Source organism: Saccharopolyspora gloriosae (assembly GCF_014203325.1).
GTDB classification, from domain to species: Bacteria; Actinomycetota; Actinomycetes; order Mycobacteriales; family Pseudonocardiaceae; genus Saccharopolyspora_C; species Saccharopolyspora_C gloriosae.
Window position 1 is genome coordinate 1,674,007 of the sequence record NZ_JACHIV010000001.1, and the last position, 23,703, is coordinate 1,697,709.

21 protein-coding genes are annotated in these 23,703 nt (G+C 71.0%); 18 read left to right on the forward strand and 3 right to left on the reverse strand.

All coding sequences use genetic code 11. From position 1 onward, the window contains the following. Window positions 1-6 precede the first annotated feature (6 nt). Entirely contained in the window at window positions 7-1,194 is a 1,188-nt protein-coding gene (locus tag BJ969_RS07625) for a YibE/F family protein (RefSeq protein WP_343071289.1), read from the reverse strand. A 594-nt stretch (window positions 1,195-1,788) separates the two neighbouring features. On the opposite strand from BJ969_RS07625, the gene BJ969_RS30770 reads away from it, so the two are divergent. Both BJ969_RS30770 and BJ969_RS07630 read left to right on the forward strand, forming a co-directional pair. Continuing rightward, a complete protein-coding gene (locus BJ969_RS30770) occupies window positions 1,789-2,247 on the forward strand; it encodes a radical SAM family protein (RefSeq protein ID WP_343071290.1) in 459 nt (152 codons plus the stop codon). Continuing rightward, window positions 2,196-2,855, forward strand: a complete 660-nt coding sequence (locus BJ969_RS07630) for a radical SAM protein (RefSeq protein WP_343071698.1) — start codon at window positions 2,196-2,198, stop codon at window positions 2,853-2,855. Before BJ969_RS30770 ends, BJ969_RS07630 begins: the two co-directional genes overlap by 52 nt. Window positions 2,856-3,192: 337 nt before the next feature. Here the strand turns inward: BJ969_RS07630 and BJ969_RS07635 are convergent, their stop codons facing one another. Beyond that, the gene (locus BJ969_RS07635; protein WP_184478118.1) at window positions 3,193-4,212 is read right to left on the reverse strand and encodes a hypothetical protein; all 1,020 of its coding nucleotides are present in this window, start codon (window positions 4,210-4,212) and stop codon (window positions 3,193-3,195) included. 450 nt (window positions 4,213-4,662) lie between these two features. Here BJ969_RS07635 and aspS point away from each other — a divergent pair, with 450 nt between their 5' ends. From aspS to BJ969_RS07715, 16 genes are all read left to right on the forward strand, one after another. Continuing rightward, window positions 4,663-6,471 (forward strand): aspartate--tRNA ligase, encoded by a 1,809-nt coding sequence (gene aspS, locus BJ969_RS07640; protein WP_184478119.1) that lies wholly within the window; start codon window positions 4,663-4,665, stop codon window positions 6,469-6,471. Between the two features lie 122 nt (window positions 6,472-6,593). Next, window positions 6,594-7,529 (forward strand): DUF389 domain-containing protein, encoded by a 936-nt coding sequence (locus tag BJ969_RS07645; protein ID WP_184478120.1) that lies wholly within the window; start codon window positions 6,594-6,596, stop codon window positions 7,527-7,529. 256 nt (window positions 7,530-7,785) lie between these two features. Beyond that, complete coding sequence (locus BJ969_RS07650; RefSeq protein WP_184478121.1) at window positions 7,786-9,003, forward strand: phosphotransferase family protein; 1,218 nt, start codon at window positions 7,786-7,788, stop codon at window positions 9,001-9,003. Continuing rightward, window positions 9,000-9,773, forward strand: a complete 774-nt coding sequence (locus tag BJ969_RS07655; RefSeq protein WP_343071291.1) for a GNAT family N-acetyltransferase — start codon at window positions 9,000-9,002, stop codon at window positions 9,771-9,773. The genes BJ969_RS07650 and BJ969_RS07655 overlap by 4 nt, the downstream gene beginning before the upstream one ends. 404 nt (window positions 9,774-10,177) lie before the next feature. After that, complete coding sequence (locus BJ969_RS07660; protein WP_184478122.1) at window positions 10,178-10,543, forward strand: hypothetical protein; 366 nt, start codon at window positions 10,178-10,180, stop codon at window positions 10,541-10,543. Between the two features lie 112 nt (window positions 10,544-10,655). Next, window positions 10,656-11,225: a carbonic anhydrase gene (locus BJ969_RS07665; RefSeq protein ID WP_281398508.1), complete on the forward strand. Its 570-nt coding sequence runs from the start codon at window positions 10,656-10,658 to the stop codon at window positions 11,223-11,225. 318 nt (window positions 11,226-11,543) lie between these two features. Next, complete coding sequence (locus BJ969_RS07670) at window positions 11,544-13,061, forward strand: SulP family inorganic anion transporter (protein WP_343071292.1); 1,518 nt, start codon at window positions 11,544-11,546, stop codon at window positions 13,059-13,061. Window positions 13,062-13,149: 88 nt separating this feature from the next. After that, on the forward strand, window positions 13,150-14,502 hold the full coding sequence (locus BJ969_RS07675) for a replication-associated recombination protein A (protein ID WP_184478125.1): 1,353 nt from the start codon (window positions 13,150-13,152) through the stop codon (window positions 14,500-14,502). Between the two features lie 309 nt (window positions 14,503-14,811). Continuing rightward, a complete protein-coding gene (locus BJ969_RS07680) occupies window positions 14,812-15,771 on the forward strand; it encodes an NAD(P)-dependent oxidoreductase (RefSeq protein ID WP_184478126.1) in 960 nt (319 codons plus the stop codon). Between the two features lie 124 nt (window positions 15,772-15,895). Then, a complete protein-coding gene (locus BJ969_RS07685) occupies window positions 15,896-16,297 on the forward strand; it encodes a DUF948 domain-containing protein (protein WP_184478127.1) in 402 nt (133 codons plus the stop codon). After that, window positions 16,294-16,635 carry a hypothetical protein gene (locus BJ969_RS30050; RefSeq protein ID WP_343071293.1) on the forward strand — a complete coding sequence of 114 codons (342 nt, stop codon included), beginning with the start codon at window positions 16,294-16,296 and terminating at the stop codon, window positions 16,633-16,635. Before BJ969_RS07685 ends, BJ969_RS30050 begins: the two co-directional genes overlap by 4 nt. 138 nt (window positions 16,636-16,773) lie before the next feature. After that, window positions 16,774-19,449, forward strand: coding sequence for an alanine--tRNA ligase (gene alaS, locus BJ969_RS07695; protein ID WP_184478128.1), 2,676 nt, complete (start codon window positions 16,774-16,776; stop codon window positions 19,447-19,449). Continuing rightward, the gene (gene ruvX / locus BJ969_RS07700; protein ID WP_184478129.1) at window positions 19,446-19,928 is read left to right on the forward strand and encodes a Holliday junction resolvase RuvX; all 483 of its coding nucleotides are present in this window, start codon (window positions 19,446-19,448) and stop codon (window positions 19,926-19,928) included. The genes alaS and ruvX overlap by 4 nt, the downstream gene beginning before the upstream one ends. 11 nt (window positions 19,929-19,939) lie before the next feature. After that, window positions 19,940-21,157 (forward strand): endolytic transglycosylase MltG, encoded by a 1,218-nt coding sequence (mltG, locus tag BJ969_RS07705; protein ID WP_184478130.1) that lies wholly within the window; start codon window positions 19,940-19,942, stop codon window positions 21,155-21,157. Continuing rightward, on the forward strand, window positions 21,144-22,004 hold the full coding sequence (locus tag BJ969_RS07710; RefSeq protein WP_184478131.1) for a shikimate dehydrogenase: 861 nt from the start codon (window positions 21,144-21,146) through the stop codon (window positions 22,002-22,004). Before mltG ends, BJ969_RS07710 begins: the two co-directional genes overlap by 14 nt. A gap of 219 nt (window positions 22,005-22,223) precedes the next feature. After that, window positions 22,224-23,027, forward strand: coding sequence for a S1 family peptidase (locus BJ969_RS07715; protein WP_184478132.1), 804 nt, complete (start codon window positions 22,224-22,226; stop codon window positions 23,025-23,027). 370 nt (window positions 23,028-23,397) lie between these two features. On the opposite strand, the gene BJ969_RS07720 is transcribed toward BJ969_RS07715, so the two are convergent. Further along, on the reverse strand, window positions 23,398-23,664 hold the full coding sequence (locus BJ969_RS07720) for an HPr family phosphocarrier protein (RefSeq protein ID WP_184478133.1): 267 nt from the start codon (window positions 23,662-23,664) through the stop codon (window positions 23,398-23,400). Between the last annotated feature and the right edge of the window lie 39 nt (window positions 23,665-23,703).

Consider the following 23,703-nt stretch of genomic DNA (forward strand, 5'->3'; position numbering starts at 1 on the left):
TCCGGGTCAGGTGGTCGGCGCCTGAGGTGGCCGCCGACGCCGGTGGACGCGGGTCGTGGCGCTCTCGGCGGCCGCCGAACCGACCCGCTCGGCGGCGGTGCCGCGGGCGGTGCCGCCGGTTTCGCGGGACGCGACGAGCGCGGCGATCAGCGTGGTGATCGGCACCGCGGCCACGAGGCCGATGCTGCCGACCAAGGTGCGGACCACCTCCTGCGCGACCGCCTGGGTGCTGATGATCTCGCCGAAGCTGCGCCCGGACAGCGAGTAGGCCAGCAGCAGCGGCAGCGAAGCGCCCGCGTACGCGAGCACCAGCGTGTTCACCGCGGACGCCACGTGGTCCCGGCCGATCCGCAGCCCGGCGTTGTAGAGCTTGCGCCAGCCGAGGTTCGGGTTGGCCCGACGCAACTCCCACACCGCGCTGGTCTGGGTGACGGTCACGTCGTCGAGCACGCCGAGCGCGCCGATCACGATCCCCGCCAGCAGCAGCCCGCGCGCGTCGATCGGCGTGCCCAGCGCGGCGATGAGGCTGGAGGTGTCGTCGTCGAGCCCGGTGAGCCGGGTCGTCGCGGAGAACAGCGCGCTGAGCCCGCCGATCAGCGCCAGGCTCAGCAACGTGCCGAGCACGGCCGTGGACGTGCGCGCCGAGAACCCGTGCGTCAGGTACAGCACCACGAACATGATCAGCCCGGAGCCGACCACCGAGACCAGCAGCGGGTTCTCCCCGGCCAGGATCGCGGGCAGCACGAAACCGATCAGCACCACGAAGCTCAGCACCAGAGCTCCCAGCGCGGCGAGCCCCTGCCACCGCCCCAGCAGCAGCACGGCGACGGCGAACACCAGGCCGAGCACGATCAGCGGAGTGCCGCGCTGGAAGTCGACGACCTGGTACGAGGACTCCTCCTCCGGGTTGGCGCCCGCGTAGGAGAGGACCACCTGGTCGCCGACGGCGAAGCGCGGAGTCCCGGGCTCGGTCGGCATCACCTGGGCGATGGTGCGCCCGGGGTTCGGGCCGTCGGCCATCCGGACCTGCAGCGTGACGCAGCCGTCGGAGTCGCCGCAGCCGCCCGCTTCGGCGGCGATCACCTCGCCGTTCACCGGGTACTGGCCGAGGCCGAGGTCCGCACCGGTGCGCTGCTGGTGGCCGAAGGGGTAGAGCAGGGCGGTGCCGATGATGGCGGCCAGCGCGAACGGCACCAGGGCTATCGCCAGCAGGCGCTTGACGGTGCGGGAAGCCGGGGGACCGTCGTGTCCGTGTCCGTGTCCGTGTCCGTGTCCGTGTCCGATGGCCGTGGAGCCGGAGGCGGGCTTGGTGCTCGGGTCGGGAGCCGCGGCCTCCTCTTCGGCGGCCCGGTGCGCGGCGCCGGGGCGGTGCTCGCCGGTATCCGGGGCGGCGGGGCGGCGTCGTGAGCGCGGCCCGCTCGCGGCCGGTCCACCCGGCTGGGCGCCGGACCCCGAGCCGTGCTGGGAGCCGGGCTGCGAGCCCGGTTGGGGGCCGGTGCGCGGACCGTTGCCCGGTCCTGGCGCGGAACCCGCCGGACGCCCGCCGGAGTCCGGTCCGGGCCGTCGTGGCGGTTGCGGTCGGCCGGGCCGGGGTCGGCGATGCTCTCCGCCGCCGGGAGGCCCTGCTGGAGGCACGTCGGTCACCGGCCAATCGTATGGGGTGCTCGCGTTCGCGCACCGCCGCTCCGCCACCGCGCGATCACCGCAGCGCACCGCACCGGCACGACGCCACCACCGGATGAGGTGAACCCCCTGGACAAGTAATCGAAAATGTGTTCGACTCGAAGAATGCGATGGGAGAGCCAACGGGTTTCGAACCAGCGGGAGCAGCTGCTCCCGCTGGTGGTCGACACGGGCGCGTCCGCGCGCGGCACCGGCAGGGCGGGCCTGGCCGAACCGGGGCCGGGGCCGGTGGCGGCGGGCACCGAGGACGCGCTGGCCATCGAGGTCCAGGCCAAATCGATCATCAACCGGGTGCCCGGCGGCGCCGGTGTGCCGTTCCGCTGGACGATCAACCCCTACCGCGGCTGCTCCCACGCGTGCCGGTATTGCTTCGCGCGCAGCACGCACACGTACCTGGACTTCGACTCCGGGCACGACTTCGACCGCGCAGCAAGATCGTGGTCAAGGTCAACGCCGGAGCGCTGGTCCGGCTGGAGCTGGCGCATCCGCGCTGGGCGGGCGAAGCGGTCGCGATGGGCACCAACACCGACCCGTACCAGCGCGCCGAGGGCAAGTACCGCCTGATGCGGGAGATCATCGCCGCGCTGCGGGACCGGGCGAACCCGTTCTCCGTGCTGACCAAGGGCACGTTGATCTTGCGCGACCTGGACCTGCTGCGGCAGGCGGCCGAGGTGGCCCCGGTGTCGGTGGCGGTGTCCCTCGGGTCCTTGCAGGAGCAGGTGTGGCGGGCGGTGGAGCCGGGTGCGCCCTCGCCGCTGCGGCGGCTGGACGTGGTGCGCCGGCTGGCGGACGCGGGCGTGGGGTGCTCGGTGATGATGGCGCCGATCCTGCCGGGGCTCAGCGACACGCCGGAGCAGCTGGACGAGACGGTCGCGGCGCTGGTGGGTGCGGGCGCCACGAGCATCACTCCGCTGGTGCTGCACCTGAGACCGGGTGCGCGGGAGTGGTATCACGCCTGGCTGAGCCGGGAGCGGCCGGAGCTGCTGCCGTTGTACGAGCGGCTCTACCGCAACGGTGCCTACGCGCCGAAGTCCTACCAGGACGGCGTGGTCGAGCGGGTGCGCGCAGCGCAGCGACGGCACGGGATGCGGACGCCGCGGGAGGGGACGGGTTTCCGGATCGCGGGGGAGGAGCGGGTGCCGGAGGGCTCCGGTCAGCTCGCGCTGCTGTGACGGCGGGAGGTCCAGTCCAGTCGGCGGCGGAATCGTCGGGCGCACGATTCGGGTTCGCTGCGAACTCGGGAAATCCGAACCGGCGGAGGTGTTTCCGAACGCGCGGAATCCGTGTTGAAAACCGTTGTCGAAATACCGACGAAAGTAGTATTGAGCCGCGAATTTCTTTCGCGTGAACTAGTCGTGTCGTAGATCGAATCCGCAGGTCGCGCGGTTCGCCCACAGGCGGCGATGGCTACTCTGAGTGTCGGAGCAACTTCCTCTAATGGAGCAGTGGCGCGGATCGAGGCGCCAGGCCGGCCGGGGCGGCGACGTGCGCCGCCCGTCCTCGCCTCGATCAGTGCCCGTCGAGCAGCGCGCGGCGCGACGGCTGCCAGCGGACGCCGAACACGCCCATGCCGAAGTCGAGCGTGACCGCGTGCGTGCGCGCGTGCCGGTCCAGCGACAACGGCTTGGGCTGCGCGGTCTCGTTCGCCGCCGAGTCGCCGACGAAGCTCTCCACGTGCTCCGGCGGGCAGGACGGGTCGAACTCGAGCTCCACCACGTACTGGCGCACCGGCAGCCGGAACAGCCGGCAGAAGGTGTGCTCCGGCTCGTTCGCGCCGGTGGGCATGTCGGAGATCTCGTACTCCAGCAGCATCGTCTCGCCGCGCTCCAGCGGGCGGTCGAACAGCAGCTCCGCGACGATCACGTCCCGCGCGTGGTCGGTGAGGACCTGGCCGATGCGGCAGGACCGCAGCGGCCGGATCGTCGGTGACACCGGGCTGGTCGAGGCGCCGTCGAACATCACGACCCAGCGGTCGGCCCCGTTGGCCTCCGCGCGCACCAGCTTGCTCGCGCGCACCATCCGCTGATCGCCGTAGGCGTCGATGTGCACCACGTCGTGCTGCGAGAGCCGGGTCAGCTTGCTGTCGTGGCTGGTGTCGATGCGGGTGAGCAGCTCCACCGCCGACTCGTTCTCCGACCACAGCTCGCTCAGCGGCGGCGCGTCGTGCGCGGCCTGCCTGGTCCGGCCGCGCGGGCGCGGCGGCCCGAGCAGCGCCGAGAGCGCGCAGTCGGGGACGCCGAGCACGCTCTCCAGCTGCTGCAGGGCCAGCAGCGAGTCGGGTCGTTCCGGGCGCCGGCGACCGGACTGCCAGTAGCTCAGCGCCGTGATGCTCACCGGTGTTCCGCGGGTTTGCAGGCGGTGCTGGATCCGTTCCAGGCTCAACCGGCTGGAGCGGATCGCCGCCCGCAGCGCCACCTCGAACGGTCCGGTTCGCAGAAGTTCGGCGAGCTCGGGTGAGACATGCGGCGCCGGGTCGCTTCGGACGGCAGTGCGCGACATGGAACGGATGTCGGTCTTCGGACCGGTCATGGTTACTCCTCGTGTCCGCCGAACTCGGGGCCTTACGCTAATGAGTGAGACTCGGTGGCGCAACGATCAAGTTTCGGTTCCCGCCACCTACTAAAGTGTGAGGCGAATTCGCGGACTTTCTGCAGGAGGGCGTTATTTGCTCCAGCGGCCCTCTTGACATCGCGAAGTGGACGACGAGGGTCCGAACGCGTCCATTGCCTTCTCGAACGGTCCCGGCGGGTACCGGACTCGGACGGTGAATCCGCGGGCCGCCGGACTCCGGTCGCCGCCACCGCGGCCAACACGCCGCGCGGAAACCTGCTGGACGGCCTCCCCGCCTCGTTGGATAACCTTGACCTCCCATTGCGTCCACGCAGGACGGGCACCTCGTCTCCGAGTCGTGCGCACCCTGGCGGACGCCTCAGTCAGTCGTCGCCAGCCGACTCGAACTCGAAGAGGAGCTCAGTACCCGTGATGCGCACGCACGAGGCCGGATCGCTTCGCGCCGGTCATGCCGGGCAGTCCGTCACCTTGGCAGGCTGGGTGGCGCGCCGTCGCGATCACGGTGGAGTGATCTTCATTGATCTCCGTGACGCGTCCGGTGTCGCCCAGGTGGTCTTCCGCGAAGGCGAGATGGCCGAGCGCGCCCACCGGCTGCGGGCGGAGTTCTGCGTCCGCATCACCGGTGACGTCGTGCGCCGCCCCGAGGGCAACGAGAACGCCGAGATCGGCACCGGCGAGATCGAGGTCTACGCCACCGAGCTCGAAGTCCTCTCCGAGGCCGCGCCGCTGCCGTTCCCGCTGGACGAGCACCTCGAGGTCGGCGAGGAGATCCGGCTCAAGCACCGCTACCTGGACCTGCGCCGCGCCGGACCGGCCAAGATCATGCGGCTGCGCAGCGACGTCAACCGCGTCGCCCGCGAGGTGCTGCACGAGCGGGACTTCGTCGAGATCGAGACGCCGACGATGACCCGCTCCACCCCGGAAGGCGCCCGCGACTTCCTGGTGCCCGCGCGGTTGCAGCCGGGCAGCTGGTACGCGCTGCCGCAGTCGCCGCAGCTGTTCAAGCAGCTGCTCATGGTCGGCGGCATGGAGCGCTACTTCCAGATCGCGCGCTGCTACCGCGACGAGGACTTCCGGGCGGACCGGCAGCCGGAGTTCACCCAGCTCGACGTCGAGATGAGCTTCGTCGAGCAGGACGACGTGATCGAGCTCGGCGAGCAGATCATCGCCGGGCTGTGGAAGCTGATCGGGCACGAGATCACCACGCCGATCCCGCGGATCACCTACGCCGACGCGATGGCCCGCTACGGCAGCGACAAGCCGGATCTGCGCTTCGGGCTGGAGCTCACCGAGCTCACCGAGTACTTCGCCGACACCCCGTTCCGGGTGTTCCGCGCGCCCTACGTCGGCGCGGTCGTCATGCCCGGCGGCGCGAGCCAGCCGCGGCGCCAGCTCGACGCCTGGCAGGACTGGGCGAAGCAGCGCGGCGCCAAGGGCCTGGCCTACGTGCTGGTGGGCGAGGACGGCACGCTGTCCGGTCCGGTCGCGAAGAACCTCTCCGACGCCGAGCGCGAAGGCCTGGTCAAGGCCGTCGGCGCGACGACGGGCGACTGCGTGTTCTTCGCCGCCGGCGAGCGCGCCCCGTCCCGCGGGCTGCTGGGCGCGGCCCGGCTGGAGATCGGCGAGCGCTGCGGCCTCATCGACCACGACGCCTGGTCGTTCGTGTGGGTGGTGGACGCGCCGATGTTCGAGTCCATCGCCGACAGCGACGACGTCGCGGTCGGCACCGGGCGCTGGACGGCGGTGCACCACCCGTTCACCGCGCCCAACGCCGACTGGGCCGACACCTTCGACCAGGACCCGGAGAACGCGCTGGCCTGGGCCTACGACATCGTCTGCAACGGCAACGAGATCGGCGGCGGCTCCATCCGCGTGCACCGCGGCGACGTGCAGGAGCGGGTGTTCTCGGTGCTGGGCATCTCCGAGGAGCAGGCGCGGGAGAAGTTCGGCTTCCTGCTCGACGCGTTCAAGTTCGGCGCGCCCCCGCACGGCGGCATCGCCTTCGGCTGGGACCGGATCTGCATGCTGCTGGCCGGGGCGGACTCGCTGCGCGAGGTCATCGCCTTCCCGAAGAGCGGCGGCGGTTTCGACCCGCTGACCAGCGCGCCCGCGCCGATCACCGACGCGCAGCGCAAGGAGGCGGGCGTGGACGCCAAGCCCGAGGTGAAGCCGAAGGACCCGGTGCCCACCGAGAAGCTGACCGAACAGCAGAGCTGAGAAGTCCGTTCAGAATGGTCCGCGTGGTGGTTCGCCGTGCCGGACCTCAGCGGTTCCGCCGCTGACGGGACGCCGACGCGGACCAGTCCGGAAGGACTTCCGAGGCCGAGGCGGGGTTCGTCGTGCTGCACCTGCGGATAGTCAGCCCATCGGAGCGGACCGAGCAGGTGCTGGCGGTGCTGCGCGAGCAGCGCGGCACCGCGCACCTGTGCCTGTTCCCGCAGGCGGCGCTCGACCCCTCCGGTGACGTCATCGAGCTCGACGTGGCCAGGGAGGCGGCCGACGACGTCCTCGACGCCATCGCCGCCGACGAACTCGCCCAGGTGGGCGCGGTGCAGCTCACCGACGGCGGGACGGTGCTGTCCGAGCGCGCGGAGAAGGCGGAGTGGGCGGCTCCCGGCGACCCGTCGGACGCCGTGGTCTGGGACGACCTCATCGCTCGAACAGGTGAAGAGGCCCGGCTCAGCGGCACGTTCGTCGCGTTCTTGGCGCTGGCCTGCCTGCTGGCCGCGGTCGGGGTCATCACCGACTCCGAAGTGACCGTGGTCGGCGCGATGGTGGTCGGCCCCGAGTTCGGTCCGCTGGCCGCGGTCGTCGTCGGCATCGCCCGGCGGCGCTGGGAACTGGTGCGGCAGGCGCTGCTGGCGCTGGGCGTCGGGTTCCCGGTGGCGATGGTGATCACCGTCGGCGCGACGCTGCTGGGTGAGGCGCTGGGGCTGATCAGTCCCGGTTCGCTCGCGGACAACGACCAGGTGGCGTTCGTCTACCAGGTCGGCTGGGCCTCGCTCGTCGTGTCGTTGCTGGCCGGGGCCGCCGGAATGCTGTCGCTGACCTCCGCGAAGTCGGCGGTGCTGGTCGGCGTGTTCATCTCGGTGACCACGGTGCCCGCCGCCGGGTACGCCGCGGTGGCCGCGACGCTGGGCGCTTGGGACCGGTTCCTGGCGTCGACGGCGCAGCTCGCGGTGAACCTCACCGGGATCGTGCTCGCGGCGTCGCTGGTGCTGCTGGTGCGTTCCTCGCGCAGGCGCGCCGGAGACGGGGCGGTGCCGATCGCTTGAGCTCCGGGCCGTTCGCACGCGGCCGTTCGAGCTTTCTTCTCACGGATGCAACGCGAGCGTCCCCCGGCTCCGTCAGGGTCAACGTGGGAGAGCCGGGCCGGTGCGGCGGCGACGTGTGGGCGTCCTCGCGCACTCGTCGGGGTGGCTGTGATTCAGCCGGATGAGCGCGAACGGTGTGCGTGCTACTACGAACGGTGGCGCACTTGACCGGTCTTGCCCATTCGGGTTCAGGTTGTGGGGGTAGTGTCTGGAGACGATGAGCGTGGAGATCACTTCCGGCCCTCCGGAGGTTCGAGTGCCCGGCAGCACCACGGTGACCGACACCGTCGGCACCGCAGAAGCCGTGCTCAGCAAGCGCATGGGAGCTCCGGTCCGCCTCGCCGACGCCGAAGACCTGGGCGGCAGCGAGCGCTCGGTGGTGCTGCGCGTGCGGGTCGCCGAGACGCCGTACGAACTGCCGCGCACCCTGGTGCTCAAGCACTACGGCGAATGCCCGGAAGAGGCCCGCTCCGACCCGTTCGCGCACGAGGCGGCGAGCTGCCAGCTGGCGACCGCGCTGCCCCCGGAGATCCGCGTCGGCCCCGAACTCATCGCGCACGACGCCGACCGGCGGCTGCTGGTGCTGGAGGACCTGGGGCGCGGTTCGACGCTCGCGGACGTGCTGTTCGGCGAGGATCCGCGGGCCGCCGAGCGCGCCCTGCTGGCCTGGGCTCGGGCGCTGGGCAGGCTGCACACGACGATGGCCGGCCGCGAAGCCGATTTCGACGCGCTGATGCGGCGGGTGGGTGCGCGGTCCTGGACGGACCCGGTGGCCGACGACATCGTCCGCTCGCTGACGGACCTGCCCGGACTCATCGAGCAGTCGTTGGGCGTGAGCACGCCGCCGGAGGTGGTGTCGCGGCTGCAGACGGCCGCCGAGCTGCTGAGCCAGGGCCGCTACCGCTCGTTCAGCCCGTCGGACATCTGCCCGGACAACAGCCTCGTGACGGGGACCGGGGTGCGGTTCCTGGACTTCGAGTGGGGCTGCGTGCGGGACGTCGCGCTGGATGCTGCCTACCTGCAGTACCCGTTCCCGTCGTCGTGGTGCTCGTACTCGCTGCCGGAGAACCTCGCGGACGGGATGCTGGCGACCTGGCGTTCCGAGATCGCCGAGGTGTGGCCGGAGCTCGACGACGACGCGGTGCTGATGCCGCGGCTGTTCAACGCCCAGGTGCTGTGGGTGTGGGTGTCGACGTGGTGGTTCCTGCCCCGCACGGGGGAGTCGGACCGGCCGATCGACCTGCACATGCCCTCGCCGCGCCGCAGCACGGCGCTGGTGGACCGCTGGCGCAAGTTGCGCGACGACGCGGTGGAAAGCGGTGAGCCGCAGCTGGCGGGGTACGCCTCGGCGATGGTCGACGCGCTGGTGGAGCGGTTCGGCGCGGGCGCGCTGCAACTGCTGCGCTACCCGGCGTTCCGCGACGAGGAGAAGTGACCGGTCCGACCTCGTGCTCCTCGGGGCTCGACGCGGTCGACCGGATCTTCGAGGTCGAGCGGGCCGCCGCTGACACGTGGCCCGCGACGACGGTGCGGGAGTCGCAGGGCTGGCTGCTGCGGCACTGCGAGCGGCTGCGCCGCGGCCGTTCAAACTCGGCGTTGCCCCCGCGGCACGTCCGCGACCTCGACTCCTCGGTCGACGAGCTGGTGCGGTTCTACGCCGATCACGGCGCGCCGCCGCGGGTGCAGGTCGGGCCGATGCCGTGGCACGCGGAGCTGGACGAGCACTTGGCCGCGCGCGGGTTTCGCCGGGACGGCTCGGTGCGGGTGCTGACCTCCGGCCGGGTGCTCGACACCGCGGAGCACGCGCCGGAGGTGCGGGTGCGGCTGGACGCGGAGCCGACGCCGGACTGGCTGGCCGCCTCGGTGGCGGCGGGCGGGCGCGCGGAGCCCGCGCTGGCCGCGATCGGCGGCCCCGTCCGGTTCGCGACGGCGGAGGTGGACGGCGTGGCCGCGGGAGTCGGCCTGTTCGTCGTGCGGGGTTCGTGGTGCGCGGTGTACTGCATGGCCACGGCAGCGGCGTTCCGCAGGCGCGGGATCGCCCGTTCCGTGCTGCGCGCGGGTGCGCGGTGGGCGCGGGACTCGGGTGCGGCGGAGCTGTTCCTCCAGGTGGCGGCGGACAACGAGCCCGCGGTGCGGCTGTACGCGGGATGTGGTTTCGAGTCGTCGCACGAGTACCACTACCGTGTTGCGGATACGCGGATTTAGTTTAGCGCTCATCTTTTCGCAACTCGGCCTGTTCGGAACCACTCGTTCGGGCGCGAAGTACCCGTGCGGGGGAGGACATGTAGCGAAACGCGCATGTCCGGGCGGTGAACGGGTGCCGCGCTTGCGGCTGAGCGAGTGAAGCGGTTTTAGTGCATTAATCTTTCTTCATGTTTGGGGTGATGATCACCCTTGCATTTACACTGGGTGCATCGGATAGGTTGTGTCGAGCAACCGGTAGCCCGCCCCCTCAAAAGGCGAGGGCGGTGCATCGGCTGCGAGCGCCGGAGTGAGCGGTCCCGCGCTGCGGTGGGATGAACCGCCGGCATTCGGGACACCTCGGCTGGGCATCGTCGCCCCCGTTCTCCGTCGACCGCGGGTTCGAACAGGTTCTTCCAGGAGGCATCATGCGCACCAGGATCGTGAGGGCGGGATTGTTCCTGCTGTTCACGGTTCTGCTCGCGGTCGTGGTGCCGTTCCAGTCGACGCTGTGCGCCGAGCTGGCCGTGCGCAACACCTCGGAGATCAAGACCAACGAGATCAAGGAGCACAGCGAGAAGCTCCGTCAGCGCCCGATGCCCGCCTCCCCGTCCCGAAGGGAGGACCGCAAGCCGGAGCCGCGCGGACCGCTGCCCAAGATCTTCCAGCAGGACCTGGCCGCGCTGCACGCCCCGTGCTCCTCCAACGAGGTGGCGCACCCGATTTCCCAACCCGGCGCGAACTGCGTCCGGGAAAGACATGCGCCCGCCGTTCTCCAGGTCTATCGGCACTGAGCACATATCCGCGGCACGGATATGTCCGAACGTCCATGACCTTTCTTACGTCCAGTGAGGCGGCGCCATGAATTTCGAACACCTGGTGGACCATGCACGGCGGCACCCCCGCATGGTCTCCGAAGCACATCGCAGGGAACTCGCCACGGGACAACAACCGGTGGCATTGTTCATCACCTGTTCAGATTCGCGGGTGATGCCCTCCAAGATCACTGGTGCGGAACCCGGAAAGCTGTTCGAATTGCGCACCGCGGGGAATGTGGTGCCGCACTACGTGCCGGATTCGGCGTCCAGCGAAATGGCGACCATCGAATACGCGGTGCTGCAGCTGCGGGTGCCGGAGATCGTGGTCTGCGGGCATTCGCACTGCGGCGCGGTGACGGCCAAGTGCGTGGCAGGTCACGGCCTCGACCAGCTCCCCGCGATGCGGAGCTGGCTGGGCTTCGGCGAGCCGCCGCAGACCGCGGTGACCGCCCCGGAACCGGGAGTGCGCTCGGAGAGCAAAGCGCACGTCCGCGAACAGCTCGACACGCTGTTCGAGTACCCGTTCATCCGCGACCGGGTTTCGAACGGGGACCTGCGCGTGCACGGGTGGTTCTACGAGATCGACACCGGTCTCGTCTTCCGCTCCCCGGATCGGACTCCTGATCAGACCGGAAATGTGGACTTCCTCCCGCTGTGACCGGAACGGTGCGGATCGTGACCGATCACGCGCCATTCGAACGCCATTCGGCGTAGTTCGCTGAACCGAATATCCCAAGAGCGGATCCGGTCGGGTGCGCGCTCATCGACGGAGCGCGCACCGGCGGGATCGCCGTCGATGCCTCGTGTTCGCGGGGCGTCGATTCATCCCGAGCGGGACGGCACGAGCCGATCGCCGGCCGCGGAACTCCGCGGTGGCGCGCTCGTGCTCGGGCGCTGCGCCGCCCTCCCGCCTGCCGCCGCCTCCCGCAGGTGCCGCGGCGACCTGATCAACCAAGACATCCATGGAGAGTGCACAGTGACCGCTCAACTCGACGCGTCCTCGAAGAAGGGGCGCGGTGCCGGAGTTCCGCAGTGGCCGAAGGGGACCATCGGGGCCGACTTCGCCGCTTCGCTGGTGGTGTTCCTGGTGGCCCTGCCGCTGTGCGTCGGCGTCGCCGTCGCCTCCGGCGTGCCCGCCGAGCTCGGCATCATCACCGGTGTCATCGGCGGCATCGTGGTGGGGCTGCTCCCCGGCAGCACCATGCAGGTCAGCGGGCCCGCCGCCGGTCTGACCGTGCTGGTGGCCTCGGCGGTCTCCGACCACGGCCTCGGCACCCTGGGCGTGATCGTCCTCGGCGCCGGTCTGATGCAGATCGTGATGGGCATCGGCCGCATCGGCACCTGGTTCCGGGCGATCTCGCCCTCGGTCGTGACCGGCATGCTCGCCGGCATCGGCCTCGTGATCATGCTCGGGCAGCTCTACCCGGTCGGCGGGCTGGAGCAGCCCGCGCACACCGCGGAGAAGTTCACCGGACTGCCCGGCCTCGTCGCGGCGATGTTCACCACGCCGCAGGGGCAGGCGGGGCTAGGCGTCGCGGTGGTGACGCTGGTGATCCTGTTCGGCTGGCAGAAGATGCCGGAGAAGGTCCGCGGGATTCCCGCTCCGCTGGTCGCGGTCGTGCTGGTCAGCGCCGCGGCGTGGGCGCTCTCGCTGCCGTTGAAGATGACCGAGGTCGGATCGCTGCTGGACGCGATCAACATCCCGGCCGGTGACGCGTGGGCCTCGGCCGTCACGCCCGCCGTGATCGGTTCGATGGTGACCTTCGCGCTGATCGCCTCGGCGGAGAGCCTGTTCAGCGCCGCCGCCGTGGACCGGATGCACGACGGTCCGAAGACGCAGTACAACAAGGAGCTCCTCGCCCAGGGTGCGGGCAACGCTGCCTGCGGTCTGCTGGGCGCGCTGCCGATGACCGCGGTGATCGTGCGCTCCGGCGCCAACGTGCGCGCCGGTGCGAAGACGAAGGCGTCCCGCGTGCTGCACGGCGTCTGGCTGCTGCTGTTCGTGATGGCGCTGCCGGGCCTGCTCGGCTACATCCCGACCGCGGTGCTGGCCGCCCTGCTGATCCAGGCGGGCTGGAAGCTGCTTGAGCTCAACAAGGTCGTCGAGATGATCCGGACGAACCGGCCCGAGGCGCTCATCCTCGTGCTGACCGCCGTGATGATCGTGTCGACCGACCTGCTCATCGGCACCCTGATCGGCCTCGGCGCCGCCGTGATCAAGACCGCGTTCGACGTCTCGCGCCTGTCGGTGAAGGAGGAGGAGCACGACGACGGCCACCTGCGCCTGGAGTTCGGCGGCAACGCCACCTTCCTCCGCCTGCCGCGCCTGCTGGAGCGGCTGGAGAACGTTCCGGCGGACAAGAGCGTGCACCTCGACCTGAGCACCGTCCGGCACCTGGACCAGGCGTGCCACCAGGCGGTCGAGAACTGGGTCGCGCAGCGCGAGCGGGACAACGCCCGCACCGAAGTGGCGATGCCCGCGGGCGTCCGCTGACCTCGACGAACCGCACGCCGCGCCGGAGGCCCTCCGCGGGAGGACCTCTGGCGCGGTCGTGTCGGGGGCGGCGGGTAGCGTCGGCGACGTGAGTGACGGCCTGTTCGACGAGGGGTTGTTCGGCGCCGAGACCGAAGATCGCGCCGGGGAACGGCTGGCCGAGAACGCGCCGTTGGCGGTGCGGATGCGCCCGCGTTCGCTGGACGAGGTGCTCGGCCAGGACCACCTGCTGGGCGCCGGTGCGCCGCTGCGCAGGTTGGTGGAGGGCGCGGCCCCGGCGTCGATCCTGCTCTACGGTCCGCCCGGCACCGGCAAGACGACGCTGGCGAACCTGGTGTCCCGCGCGACGGGACGCCGGTTCGTGGCGCTGTCCGCGCTGTCGTCCGGGGTCAAGGAGGTCCGCGCCGTCATCGAGGAGGCCCGCCGCCGCCTCGGCCGCTCCGGTGAGGCGACGGTGCTGTTCATCGACGAGGTGCACCGGTTCTCCAAGACCCAGCAGGACGCGCTGCTCGGCGCCGTCGAGGACCGCACGGTGCTGCTGGTGGCCGCGACGACCGAGAACCCGTACTTCTCCGTGGTGGCCCCGCTGCTGTCGCGATCCCTGGTGCTGCAGCTGCGCAGCCTGGAGGAGGACGACGTCCGGGAACTCGTGCGGCGCGCGGTCGCCGAGGAACGCGGCCTGGCCGGGGAGCTCGAACTCGACGAGGACGCGCTGGAGCACCTGGTGGCGCTGGCGGGGGGCGATGCCCGTCGCGCGCTGACCGCGCTGGAGGCCGCCGCGGAGTCCGCGGGCTCCACCGGCTCCGGCCGGATCGACCTGGGCACCGTGGAGGCCACGGTGAACCGGGCCGCCGTGCTCTACGACCGCGGCGGCGACCAGCACTACGACGTGGTCAGCGCGTTCATCAAATCGATCCGCGGCTCCGACGTGGACGCCGCGCTGCACTACCTGGCCCGCATGGTGGAGGCGGGGGAGGATCCGCGGTTCATCGCGCGCCGCCTGGTGGTGCACGCCAGCGAGGACGTCGGCATGGCCGACCCGACCGCGTTGCAGGCCGCGGTCGCTGCCTCGCAGGCCGTGCAGTTCATCGGGATGCCGGAGGGGCGCTTGGCGCTCGCGCAGGCCACGATCCACCTCGCCACGGCGCCCAAGTCGAACGCGGTGATCATGGCGATCGACGCGGCGATGGGCGACGTGCGCGCGGGCAAGTCCGGCACGGTGCCGCCGCACCTGCGCGACGGGCACTACGCCGGGGCGAAGAAGCTCGGCAACGCCAAGGGCTATCAGTACCCGCACGACCGCTCCGAAGGCGTGCTGGAGCAGCAGTACGCACCGGACGAGCTGGTCGGCACCGACTACTACGAGCCGACCGGACGCGGAGCCGAGCGGGTCCTGGGCGAACGAGTACCCAAGCTGCGCGGCATCGTCCGCGGGGGGTGACGGCTCTTTTTGCTCTGGTGGTCATTTGGCGGACCCTCAGCGTCCTTCTCGCTGCGGGATCTTTTTCCCGAGTGGCTCCGCCACGAGGGAAAAAGCCGTCCTCGCGAGAAGGACGCTGAGAACCCGCAGGTGGTCACCTTTTTGACGTGGGCTATGTGCTTCGCACATGCAGGCACGGCTTCGCCGCCAGGCAGGCGTGCTTCGCCGCCTAAGGCACGTCTTCGCCGCTGGTTGGGTGAGGATGAAGGTTATTCGAGCGCCCGGGTGTCGGGTGCTGTGAGAACGACTTGAAGTAGTCAGGAGTCAGCTGTGCGCATCGTCGTCACCCGCAACGTTCCCGAGGCGGCCGTGGAGTTGCTGCGCGGCGCCGGGCAGGTGCACGTGTGCGAGCGGGATCAGGCGCTGGACCCCGCGGAGCTGCGGGAGGTCGTGGCGGGGGCCGACGGGCTCGTGACGATGCTCGGCGATCAGGTGGACGGTGCGGTCGCCGACGCGGCCGGCTCGCAGCTGAAGGTCGTGGCGAACGTGGCCGTGGGCTACGACAACCTCGACGTGCCCGCGCTGGCCGCGCGAGGCGTCACCGTGACGAACACGCCCGGGGTGCTCACCGACGCCACCGCCGATCTCGCGTTCGCGCTGCTGCTGATGGCGACCCGCAGGCTCGGCGAGGCCGAGCGGTTGATCCGCTCCGGTGAGCCGTGGTTCTTCCACCTCGGGTTCATGCTGGGCACCGGCTTGCAGGGCAAGACGCTCGGCATCATCGGCCTCGGTGAGATCGGGCAGGCCGTGGCGCGCCGGGCGCGCGCGTTCGGCATGCGGATCGCGTACTCGGGACGCCGCCGGGTGGCCGCCGACGTCGAGTCCGAACTCGACGCCCGGTACCTGACCAGGGACGAGCTCCTGCGCGAAGCGGACGTGCTGTCGCTGCACTGCCCGCTCACCGAGCAGACCCGGCACCTGATCGACGCGGCGGCGCTGGCGACGATGAAACCGTCCGCGGTGCTCGTCAACACCAGCCGCGGCCCCGTCGTGGACGAGGCGGCGCTGGCCGAGGCGCTGCGCGCGGGCCGGATCGCCGCGGCCGGGCTGGACGTGTTCGAGCAGGAACCGGCGGTGCACCCCGGACTGCTGGAGCTGGAGAACGCGGTGCTCATCCCCCACTTGGGGTCCGCGACGGTGGAGACGCGCACGGCGATGGCCGAACTGGCGGCACGCAACGTGGTCGGCGTCCTCACGGGGAACGGCCCGGTCACCCCGGTGGAGGCTTGACCGCCGGACGCGCCGACGCACCGGAAGCGCCCGCCGCGGGGTGGCACGGTAACCTGGCGCGCGATCAAGACACCGGTGAATCCTTGCCGGTGGCAGGAAAACCACGTGGAAACCGGGAGGGCACGTGACGCCCACGCAGATCGCCGCGCTGATCGTCGCGGGCGCGTTCGTGCTGCTGGTCGTGCTGCTGGCGATCCCGCTGGTCAAGCTCGGCCGAACGCTGGACGAGGCGACCGTCGCGATCCGCAAGGCGCACGAGAACACCGACCCGATCTTCACCGGGGCCAACTCGACGCTGACGCACGTCAACACCCAGCTGGAACGGGTGGACGGCATCACCGCCAACGCCAAGACGGTCAGCGGCAACGTCTCGGCGTTGTCGTCGCTGTTCACGGCTACACTGGGTGGCCCATTGGTGAAGACCGCGGCCTTCTCGTACGGGGTGAGCAAGGCTCTGCGAGCTCGCCGCAAGCGCAAGGAAGAGCCGTGGGGCAAGCACTCCCGCCGCAAGGGAGGACGCAAGTGAGGCGGATGTTCTGGTTCGGGGCCGGAATCGCGGCCGGTATCGCGTTGACCCGCAAGGTCAACGAGACCGCCCGCAAGGCGACCCCGAGCGGCGCTGCCGAGCAGCTCGGCGGTGCGATGCGCGAGCTCGCGGGTGCCGTGGGCTCGTTCGGCGCGGACGTGCGCGCCGGGATGAGCGAGCGTGAGCAGGAGTTGCAGGACGTCGTCGACGGCACCTCGATGCCGCGGCGGAGGTTCGACACCGACGCGATCGACGCTCGCCCGGCGGACGGCCGGGGGCGCCCGGCCGGTGATGGTGTGCGCGCACCGGCTCGGCGAGCTCGCCGGGCGGAACGCTGAACGGCGGGCGTTCCGGGGAACCGGTCCGTCCGCGCCGGCTCACCGGTCGCGAACTGCTCCGGTTCCCCGAACGCCCCGCCTGCCACGTCCCGCCGCAGCCCCGCCCCCGACTCCGCAGCACCCTTCGAAGGAACCACCGTGCAGACCCACGAGATCCACAGCCGCTTCCTGGAGCACTTCCGCAGCACCGGCCACACCGTGGTGCCCAGTGCCTCCCTGATCCTCGACGACCCCACCCTGCTGTTCGTGAACGCGGGGATGGTCCAGTTCAAGCCGTACTTCCTCGGTGACGCCCCGGCGCCGTACCCGCGCGCGACGAGCATCCAGAAATGTGTGCGCACCGGCGACATCGACGAGGTCGGCAAGACGACCCGGCACAACACGTTCTTCCAGATGGCGGGCAACTTCTCCTTCGGCGACTACTTCAAAGAAGGCGCCATGGAGCACGCGTGGAAGCTGCTGACCTCCTCGGTCGCCGAGGGCGGTTACGGCATCGACCCCGAACGCCTGTGGGTCACCGTCTACGAGCACGACACCGAGTCGGCCGCGCTGTGGCGCAACACCACCGGCATCGACCCGGCCCGCATCCAGGTGCGCGGCGCGGAGGACAACTACTGGGACATGGGCGTGCCCGGTCCCGGCGGCCCCTGCTCGGAGATCTACTACGACCGCGGCCCCGCCTACGGCGTCGAGGGCGGTCCGAACGTCGACGAGGACCGCTACATCGAGATCTGGAACCTGGTGTTCATGCAGGACATCCGGGGTGAGGAGAGCCCGAAGAAGGGCGCTCCGCTGCTCGGTGAGCTGCCCACGAAGAACATCGACACCGGCATGGGCGTCGAGCGGGTGGCGTGCCTGCTGCAGGGCGTGGAGAACGTCTACGAGACCGACCTGGTGCGCCCGGTGATCGCGAAGGCCGAGGAGCTCTCCGGCCGCCGCTACGGCGCGAACCACGAGGACGACGTGCGGTTCCGCGTGATCGCCGACCACGCCCGTTCCGGCGTGATGCTCGTCGGCGACGGCGTCACCCCCGGCAACGAGGCGCGCGGCTACGTGCTTCGCCGCCTGCTGCGCCGCATCGTGCGCTCCACCCGGCTGCTCGGCGTGCAGGAACCGGTGCTGGGCGAGTTCACCCAGGTCGTGCGGGACGCGATGGCCCCGGCGTACCCGGAGCTGCGCACCGATTTCGAGCGCATCGACTCGGTGATCCGCAACGAGGAAGAAGCGTTCCTGACGACGCTCACCGCCGGCTCGAAGATCTTCGACGTGGCCGTCGCCGACACCAAGAAGTCCGGTGCGTCCCAGCTGCCCGGCGCGAAGGCGTTCCAGCTGCACGACACCTACGGCTTCCCCATCGACCTCACCTTGGAGATGGCCTCCGAGCAGGGCCTGTCGGTCGACGAGCACGGTTTCCGCGAGCTGATGGGCGAGCAGCGCCGCCGCGCCAAGGAGGACGCGAAGGCGCGCAAGACCGGCCACGGCGACCTCTCGACGTACCGGACGCTGCTCGACCAGCACGGCACCACCGAGTTCATCGGCTACACCGACCTGGAGTCGCAGAGCCGGGTGCTGGGGCTGCTCGTCGACGGCGCCCCGGCGAAGTCGGCCGCAGCGGGCACCGAGGTGGAGCTGGTGCTCGACCGCACCCCGTTCTACGCGGAGGGCGGCGGCCAGATCGCCGACACCGGCACCCTGGTCGGCCCCGGCGTCGAGGTGCGCGTCTCGGACGTGCAGCGGTCGGTGCCCGGCCTGTTCGTGCACCGCGCGAAGGTCGTCTCCGGTGAGCTGGGCGTGGACACCATGCTGGAAGCCGGTGTGGACCGCGACCGTCGCCGCGCCATCGAGCGCTCGCACTCCGCGACGCACCTGGTGCACGCCGCGGTGCGCGGTGCCTACGGCAAGCGCGCGGCGCAGGCGGGTTCGCTGAACTCGCCGGGCCGGATGCGCTTCGACTTCACCGCGCCCAGCTCGGTGTCGGCCTCCGTGCTGGGCGGCGTCGAGGAAGAGGTCAACTCCTACCTGCAGAACGACGTCGAGGTCTCGTCGTACACCACGACGATGGACAAGGCGATGGAGCTCGGCGCGATGGCGCTGTTCGGCGAGAAGTACGGCGACCAGGTGCGAGTGGTCGACATGGGCGACTACTCGCGGGAGCTGTGCGGCGGCACCCACGTGGGGCGCATCGGCCAGCTCGGCGTGGTCAAGCTCGTCGCGGACTCCTCGGTGGGGTCCGGCGTGCACCGGGTCGAGGCGCTGGTCGGCATGGACGCGATGCGCCACATCAGCAAGGAGCACCTGCTGGTCACCCAGCTCGCGGAGCAGTTCAAGGTCCCGGCCGAGGAACTGCCGGAGCGCATCGCCGGTGTGGTCAGCAGGCTGCGCGGCGCGGAGAAGGAACTCCAGCAGCTGCGCGTGCAGCAGGTGCTGTCCTCGGCGGGCGAACTCGCCGGCCGCGCGAGCGACGTGCACGGCGTCAGCCTGGTCGCCGAGCAGGTCCCGGACGGCGTGGACGGCGGCGGGCTGCGCGCGCTGGCGGGCGAGATCCGCGGCAGGCTCACCGGCCGCCCGGCGGTCGTGGCGCTGTTCGCCGCGGAGCCCTCGGAAGGCAAGGTCTCCTTCGTCGTCGGCGTCAACGACGCCGCGCGGGACCTCGGCCTGGCCGCGGGCAAGCTGGTGCCCTCGTTCGCCGCGGAGGTCGGCGGCCGTGGCGGCGGCAAGCCCGACATGGCCCAGGGCGGCGGGACGAACCCGGCGGGCGTGACGGCCGCGATCGGCGCGCTGCACCGCGAACTGGACAAGGCGGTCCAGGGGTGACTTCAGGTAATCGGGGCGTCGGCCCGGCCGCCGACGCCCCGGACCCCGGAGCGGGACGCCGGATCGGTGTGGACGTCGGCGCGGTGCGCGTCGGCGTCGCGCTGACCGATCCGTCCCCGATGCTGGCGACGCCGTTGGTGACGCTCCAGCGCGATGAGGACGCGGGCAGCGATCTGACGGAGCTGGTGCGCCTGATCGCCGAGCACGAGGTGGTCGAGGTCGTGATCGGCCTGCCGAAGACGCTCGCAGGACGGCACGGCAGTGCCGCGGATTCGGCGCATTCCTACGCCGAAGCCCTGGCCACCAGGATCGCCCCGATCCCGGTGCGCTTTCACGACGAACGGTTGACCACGGTCACCGCGAGCCGCATGCTCTCCCAACGGGGGGTTCGCGGTAAGCGACAGCGCGCCGTGGTCGACCAAGCCGCCGCAGTGGAGATCTTGCAGGCATGGCTTGACGCCCGGTCGCAGACCACCTGAGAGGACCTTTCGTGAGCGACGATCTCGGCCTGTTCGCGGACGACGCGGGCGAGCCGCCCCGGCGCAGCCGCAGGGAGGCCCGCGAGCAGCGGGCCCAACTGCGCCGCCGGAAACGACGCGGTTCGGTGACCGCCCTGGCCGGACTGCTGGTCCTGCTGCTGGTGGGCGGAGGCGTGGTGTACGGCGCCATGCAGATACTGCAAATCGGGTCCTACGACGACTACGAGGGCGCGGGGACCGGCGAGGTGGTCGTGGAGGTCTCCTCCGGTGACACCGTCAGCCACATCGCGCAGACCCTGTCCAAGGCCGATGTGGTGGCGTCGTCGACGGCGTTCACCAAGGCGGCCGCGGAGAACAAGCAGATCAACAGCATCCAGCCGGGCTTCTACCTGATGAAGTCGAAGATGTCCGGCTCCGCCGCGGTCGGGCACATCCTGTCCGCCGAGGCGAAGACCGGCCGCATCGAGGTGCGCGGCGGGCAGCGGCTGGAGGACCAGCTCAGCCCGGACGGCGGCAAAACGCCGGGCATCCTCACCAAGCTGGCCGAAGCGACCTGCACCGGTGATGAGAGCCAGTGCACGACCTCGGAGCAGATGCACGCCGCGGCGGGTTCCGCGGACCTGGCTTCGCTGGGCGTGCCGGAGTGGGCCATCGAGGGCGCGTCGAAGGCGGAGCCGGAGCGGCGCCTCGAAGGGCTGATCATGCCGGGCATCTACGACGTGAAGCCGGGCGAACCGCCGGAAGAGGTGCTGCGCCAGGTGGTGACGAAGTCCGCTGCGCTGCTGGAGGCGGCGGGGCTGCCGCAGGCCGCCGACAGCACCGGTCGCACCCCGTACGAGCTGCTGACCATCGCGTCGCTGGTGCAGAGCGAGGGCATCGAGCGGGACTTCGACAAGGTCTCGCGGGTGATCTACAACCGCACCACCGACCCGCAGATGCGCCTGCAGTTCGACTCGACGATCAACTACCCACTGGACAAGCCGACGCTGCTGACCAAGTCGGAGGACCGCCAGCGGCCGGGGCCGTACAACAGCTACCAGAACTACGGCCTGCCGCCGACGCCGATCTCCACGGTGAGCAAGGCGGCGGTGACGGCGGCGGAGAAGCCGGCCGACGGAACCTGGGTGTACTTCGTGAAGTGCTACCCCGACGGCACGTCCTGCTTCGCCACGACGATGGCCGAGCACGACCGCTACATCACCGAGGCGCAGCAACGTGGCGCGTTCTGATCCAGCGGCCCGCAAGGCGGCGGTGGTCGGTTCCCCGATCGGCCACTCGCTGTCCCCGGTGCTGCACGGCGCGGCGTACCGCGAGCTCGGGCTGACCGGGTGGACCTACGAGCGGTTCGACCGGGACGCCGACGGGCTCGCCGAGCTGATCGGCGGGCTCGGCCCGGAGTGGGCGGGCCTGTCGGTGACGATGCCCGGCAAGCGCGCCGCTCTCGGGTTGGCGAAGGAGGTCACCGAGCGGGCGGCCGCGGTGGGCGTGGCGAACACGTTGACCCGGCTGGCCTCGGGGGAGTGGTCCGCGGACTGCACCGACGTCGACGGGGTGACGGGGGCGTTGCGCGCCGCGGGCGGGTTCACCGGTGGCAGCCGGGCGTTGCTGCTCGGCGCGGGTGGTACCGCGGCGGCGGCGATGGCGGCGTTCGCGGAGCTCGGGCTCACCGATGTGACGCTCGCGGTCCGCGAACCGGCGCGGGCCGGGGACGTGGTGCTGACCGCGGAGCACGTGGGCCTGCGGGTCTCGGTGCAGCGGCTCGATTCGATCGACCTGGACGCCGCCGCGTCCGAAGTGGACGTGCTGGTGTCGACGTTGCCCGCCGGTGCGGCGGATCCGCACGTGTCGGCGTTGGCGCGGGCGGCGTGCGTGCTGGACGTGATCTACCACCCGTGGCCGACTCCGCTGGCGAGCGCCGTCTCCTTCGCGGGCGGCCGGCTCGCGACCGGACTGGACATGCTGCTGCACCAGGCGTTCGGCCAGGTCGAGCTGTTCACCGGTCGTCCCGCGCCACGGGCCGCGATGCGGGACGCGTTGTCCGCCGCGACCGGTGGTGAACTGGACCTGCCGCTCTGACCCCGCGCGGCGACCGCCGAGGCCGGGCTCGCGCATCGGAACCGCACGGGGACCGGTCGTCGTCCTGCGGAGGTCACCGCGTGCGAGTGTCTTGTCGCGGATCGTCGTGCGGTGACCGTAAGTCGTACTCCTCGTCGGCTCATCGGCCGATCCGCCGGGCCGCGTTGATCCATAGCGTCGTGTTCCGCAAGGAGATCAGCGCGATGCGAGGAGCACTGCATGACCGAACAACGGATCAGCCCGGCCCGTCGAGTCCGAAGGGGACGGTCGGCGGCGGTCGGGGCGCTGGGAGCGTTGGCGCTCGCGGCGGCGCTGGCACCGACGGCGGTCGCCGCGGAGGCGGGCCCGGCGGTCGTCGGCGGCCACGACGCCACGGAGGAATACCCGTTCATGGTGTCCCTGCAGCAGCAGGGCCAGCACTTCTGCGGCGGATCGCTGATCCGGCCGGACTGGGTGGTGACCGCGGCGCACTGCGCCGCCGCCGTGGAACCCGAGGACGTCACGACCCGCATCGGCAGCGGGGACCGCACGACCGGCGGGGCGGAGACCGGAGTCGCCGAGCTCGTCGTGCACCCCGGCTACGACCAGGCCGCGCCCGGTGACGACGTGGCGCTGGTGCGGCTGGACCGGCCCGTCGAGCAGCAGCCGATCTCGCTGGCCGCGGACTCCGGCGCCCCCGGCGATCCGACGCGGATCATCGGCTGGGGCGTCACGTGCGACGACCGGGAGCAGTGCCCCGAGCTGCCGACGCGGCTGCAGGAGCTGGACACCGAGCTCGTCGCCGACGACCGGTGCGCCGACTTCGACGGGGCCACCGAGCTGTGCACCGACAGCCCCACCGAGAACGCGCAGGGCTGCAACGGCGACTCCGGAGGCCCGCAGCTCAAGGGCGAACCGGGACGCTGGGAACTGATCGGCGCGACCAGCCGCGACGGCGACGAGAGCCCGATCTGCGGCACCGGCCCCGGAATCTGGACCGACGTCACCGCCTACGCCGACTGGATCGACCAGACGACGTCCTGACACAGGAGTGCGGTGCGGGATCAGCTAGATCCCGCACCGCACGAACACCTACCACCACCGCAACCCAGAAGGCCAAGCGAAGCGAAGCCCGCCTCGCGGCCGAAGGCCGTGCAGTGGGCGGACGAAGTCCCGCCTGCTTCGCGGCCGAAGGCCGTGCCTGGGGCTGCGAAGCAAGCCTGCCTTGCGGCGTAGCCGTGCCTGTATTCGCGCAGCGAATAGCCCACGTCACAAAGCCGACCACCGGCGGGTTCTCAGTCGGTCTCTCGCGAGGACGGCTTTTTCCCTCGTGGCGGAGCCACTTGGGAAAAAGATCCCGCAGCGAGAGACCGACTGAGGTTCCGCTAAATGACCACCCAAGCAGAACGAGCCGTCAGCTATCCAGATCAGACCCGACGAGTTCTGCTAGTTGGTCGAGGGCCGCGTCCGCGCCGTCGCCTTCGGCGGCGAGCACGACCTCGTCGCCGTGACCGGCGCCCAGCGTCATCAGACCGAGGATGCTGCCGGCCTGCACCGGTTCGGTGTCCGACTTGCGGATGGTGATCTGCACGGACTGCGCGGCGGCGGCTTTGGCGACCAGCGCCGCGGGACGCGCGTGCAGGCCGACCTTGCTGGCCACGGTGACCCGTCGCTCGGGCATGGGATTCCCTTTCCTCGAGGAACTGCGGTGGGGTGGGTC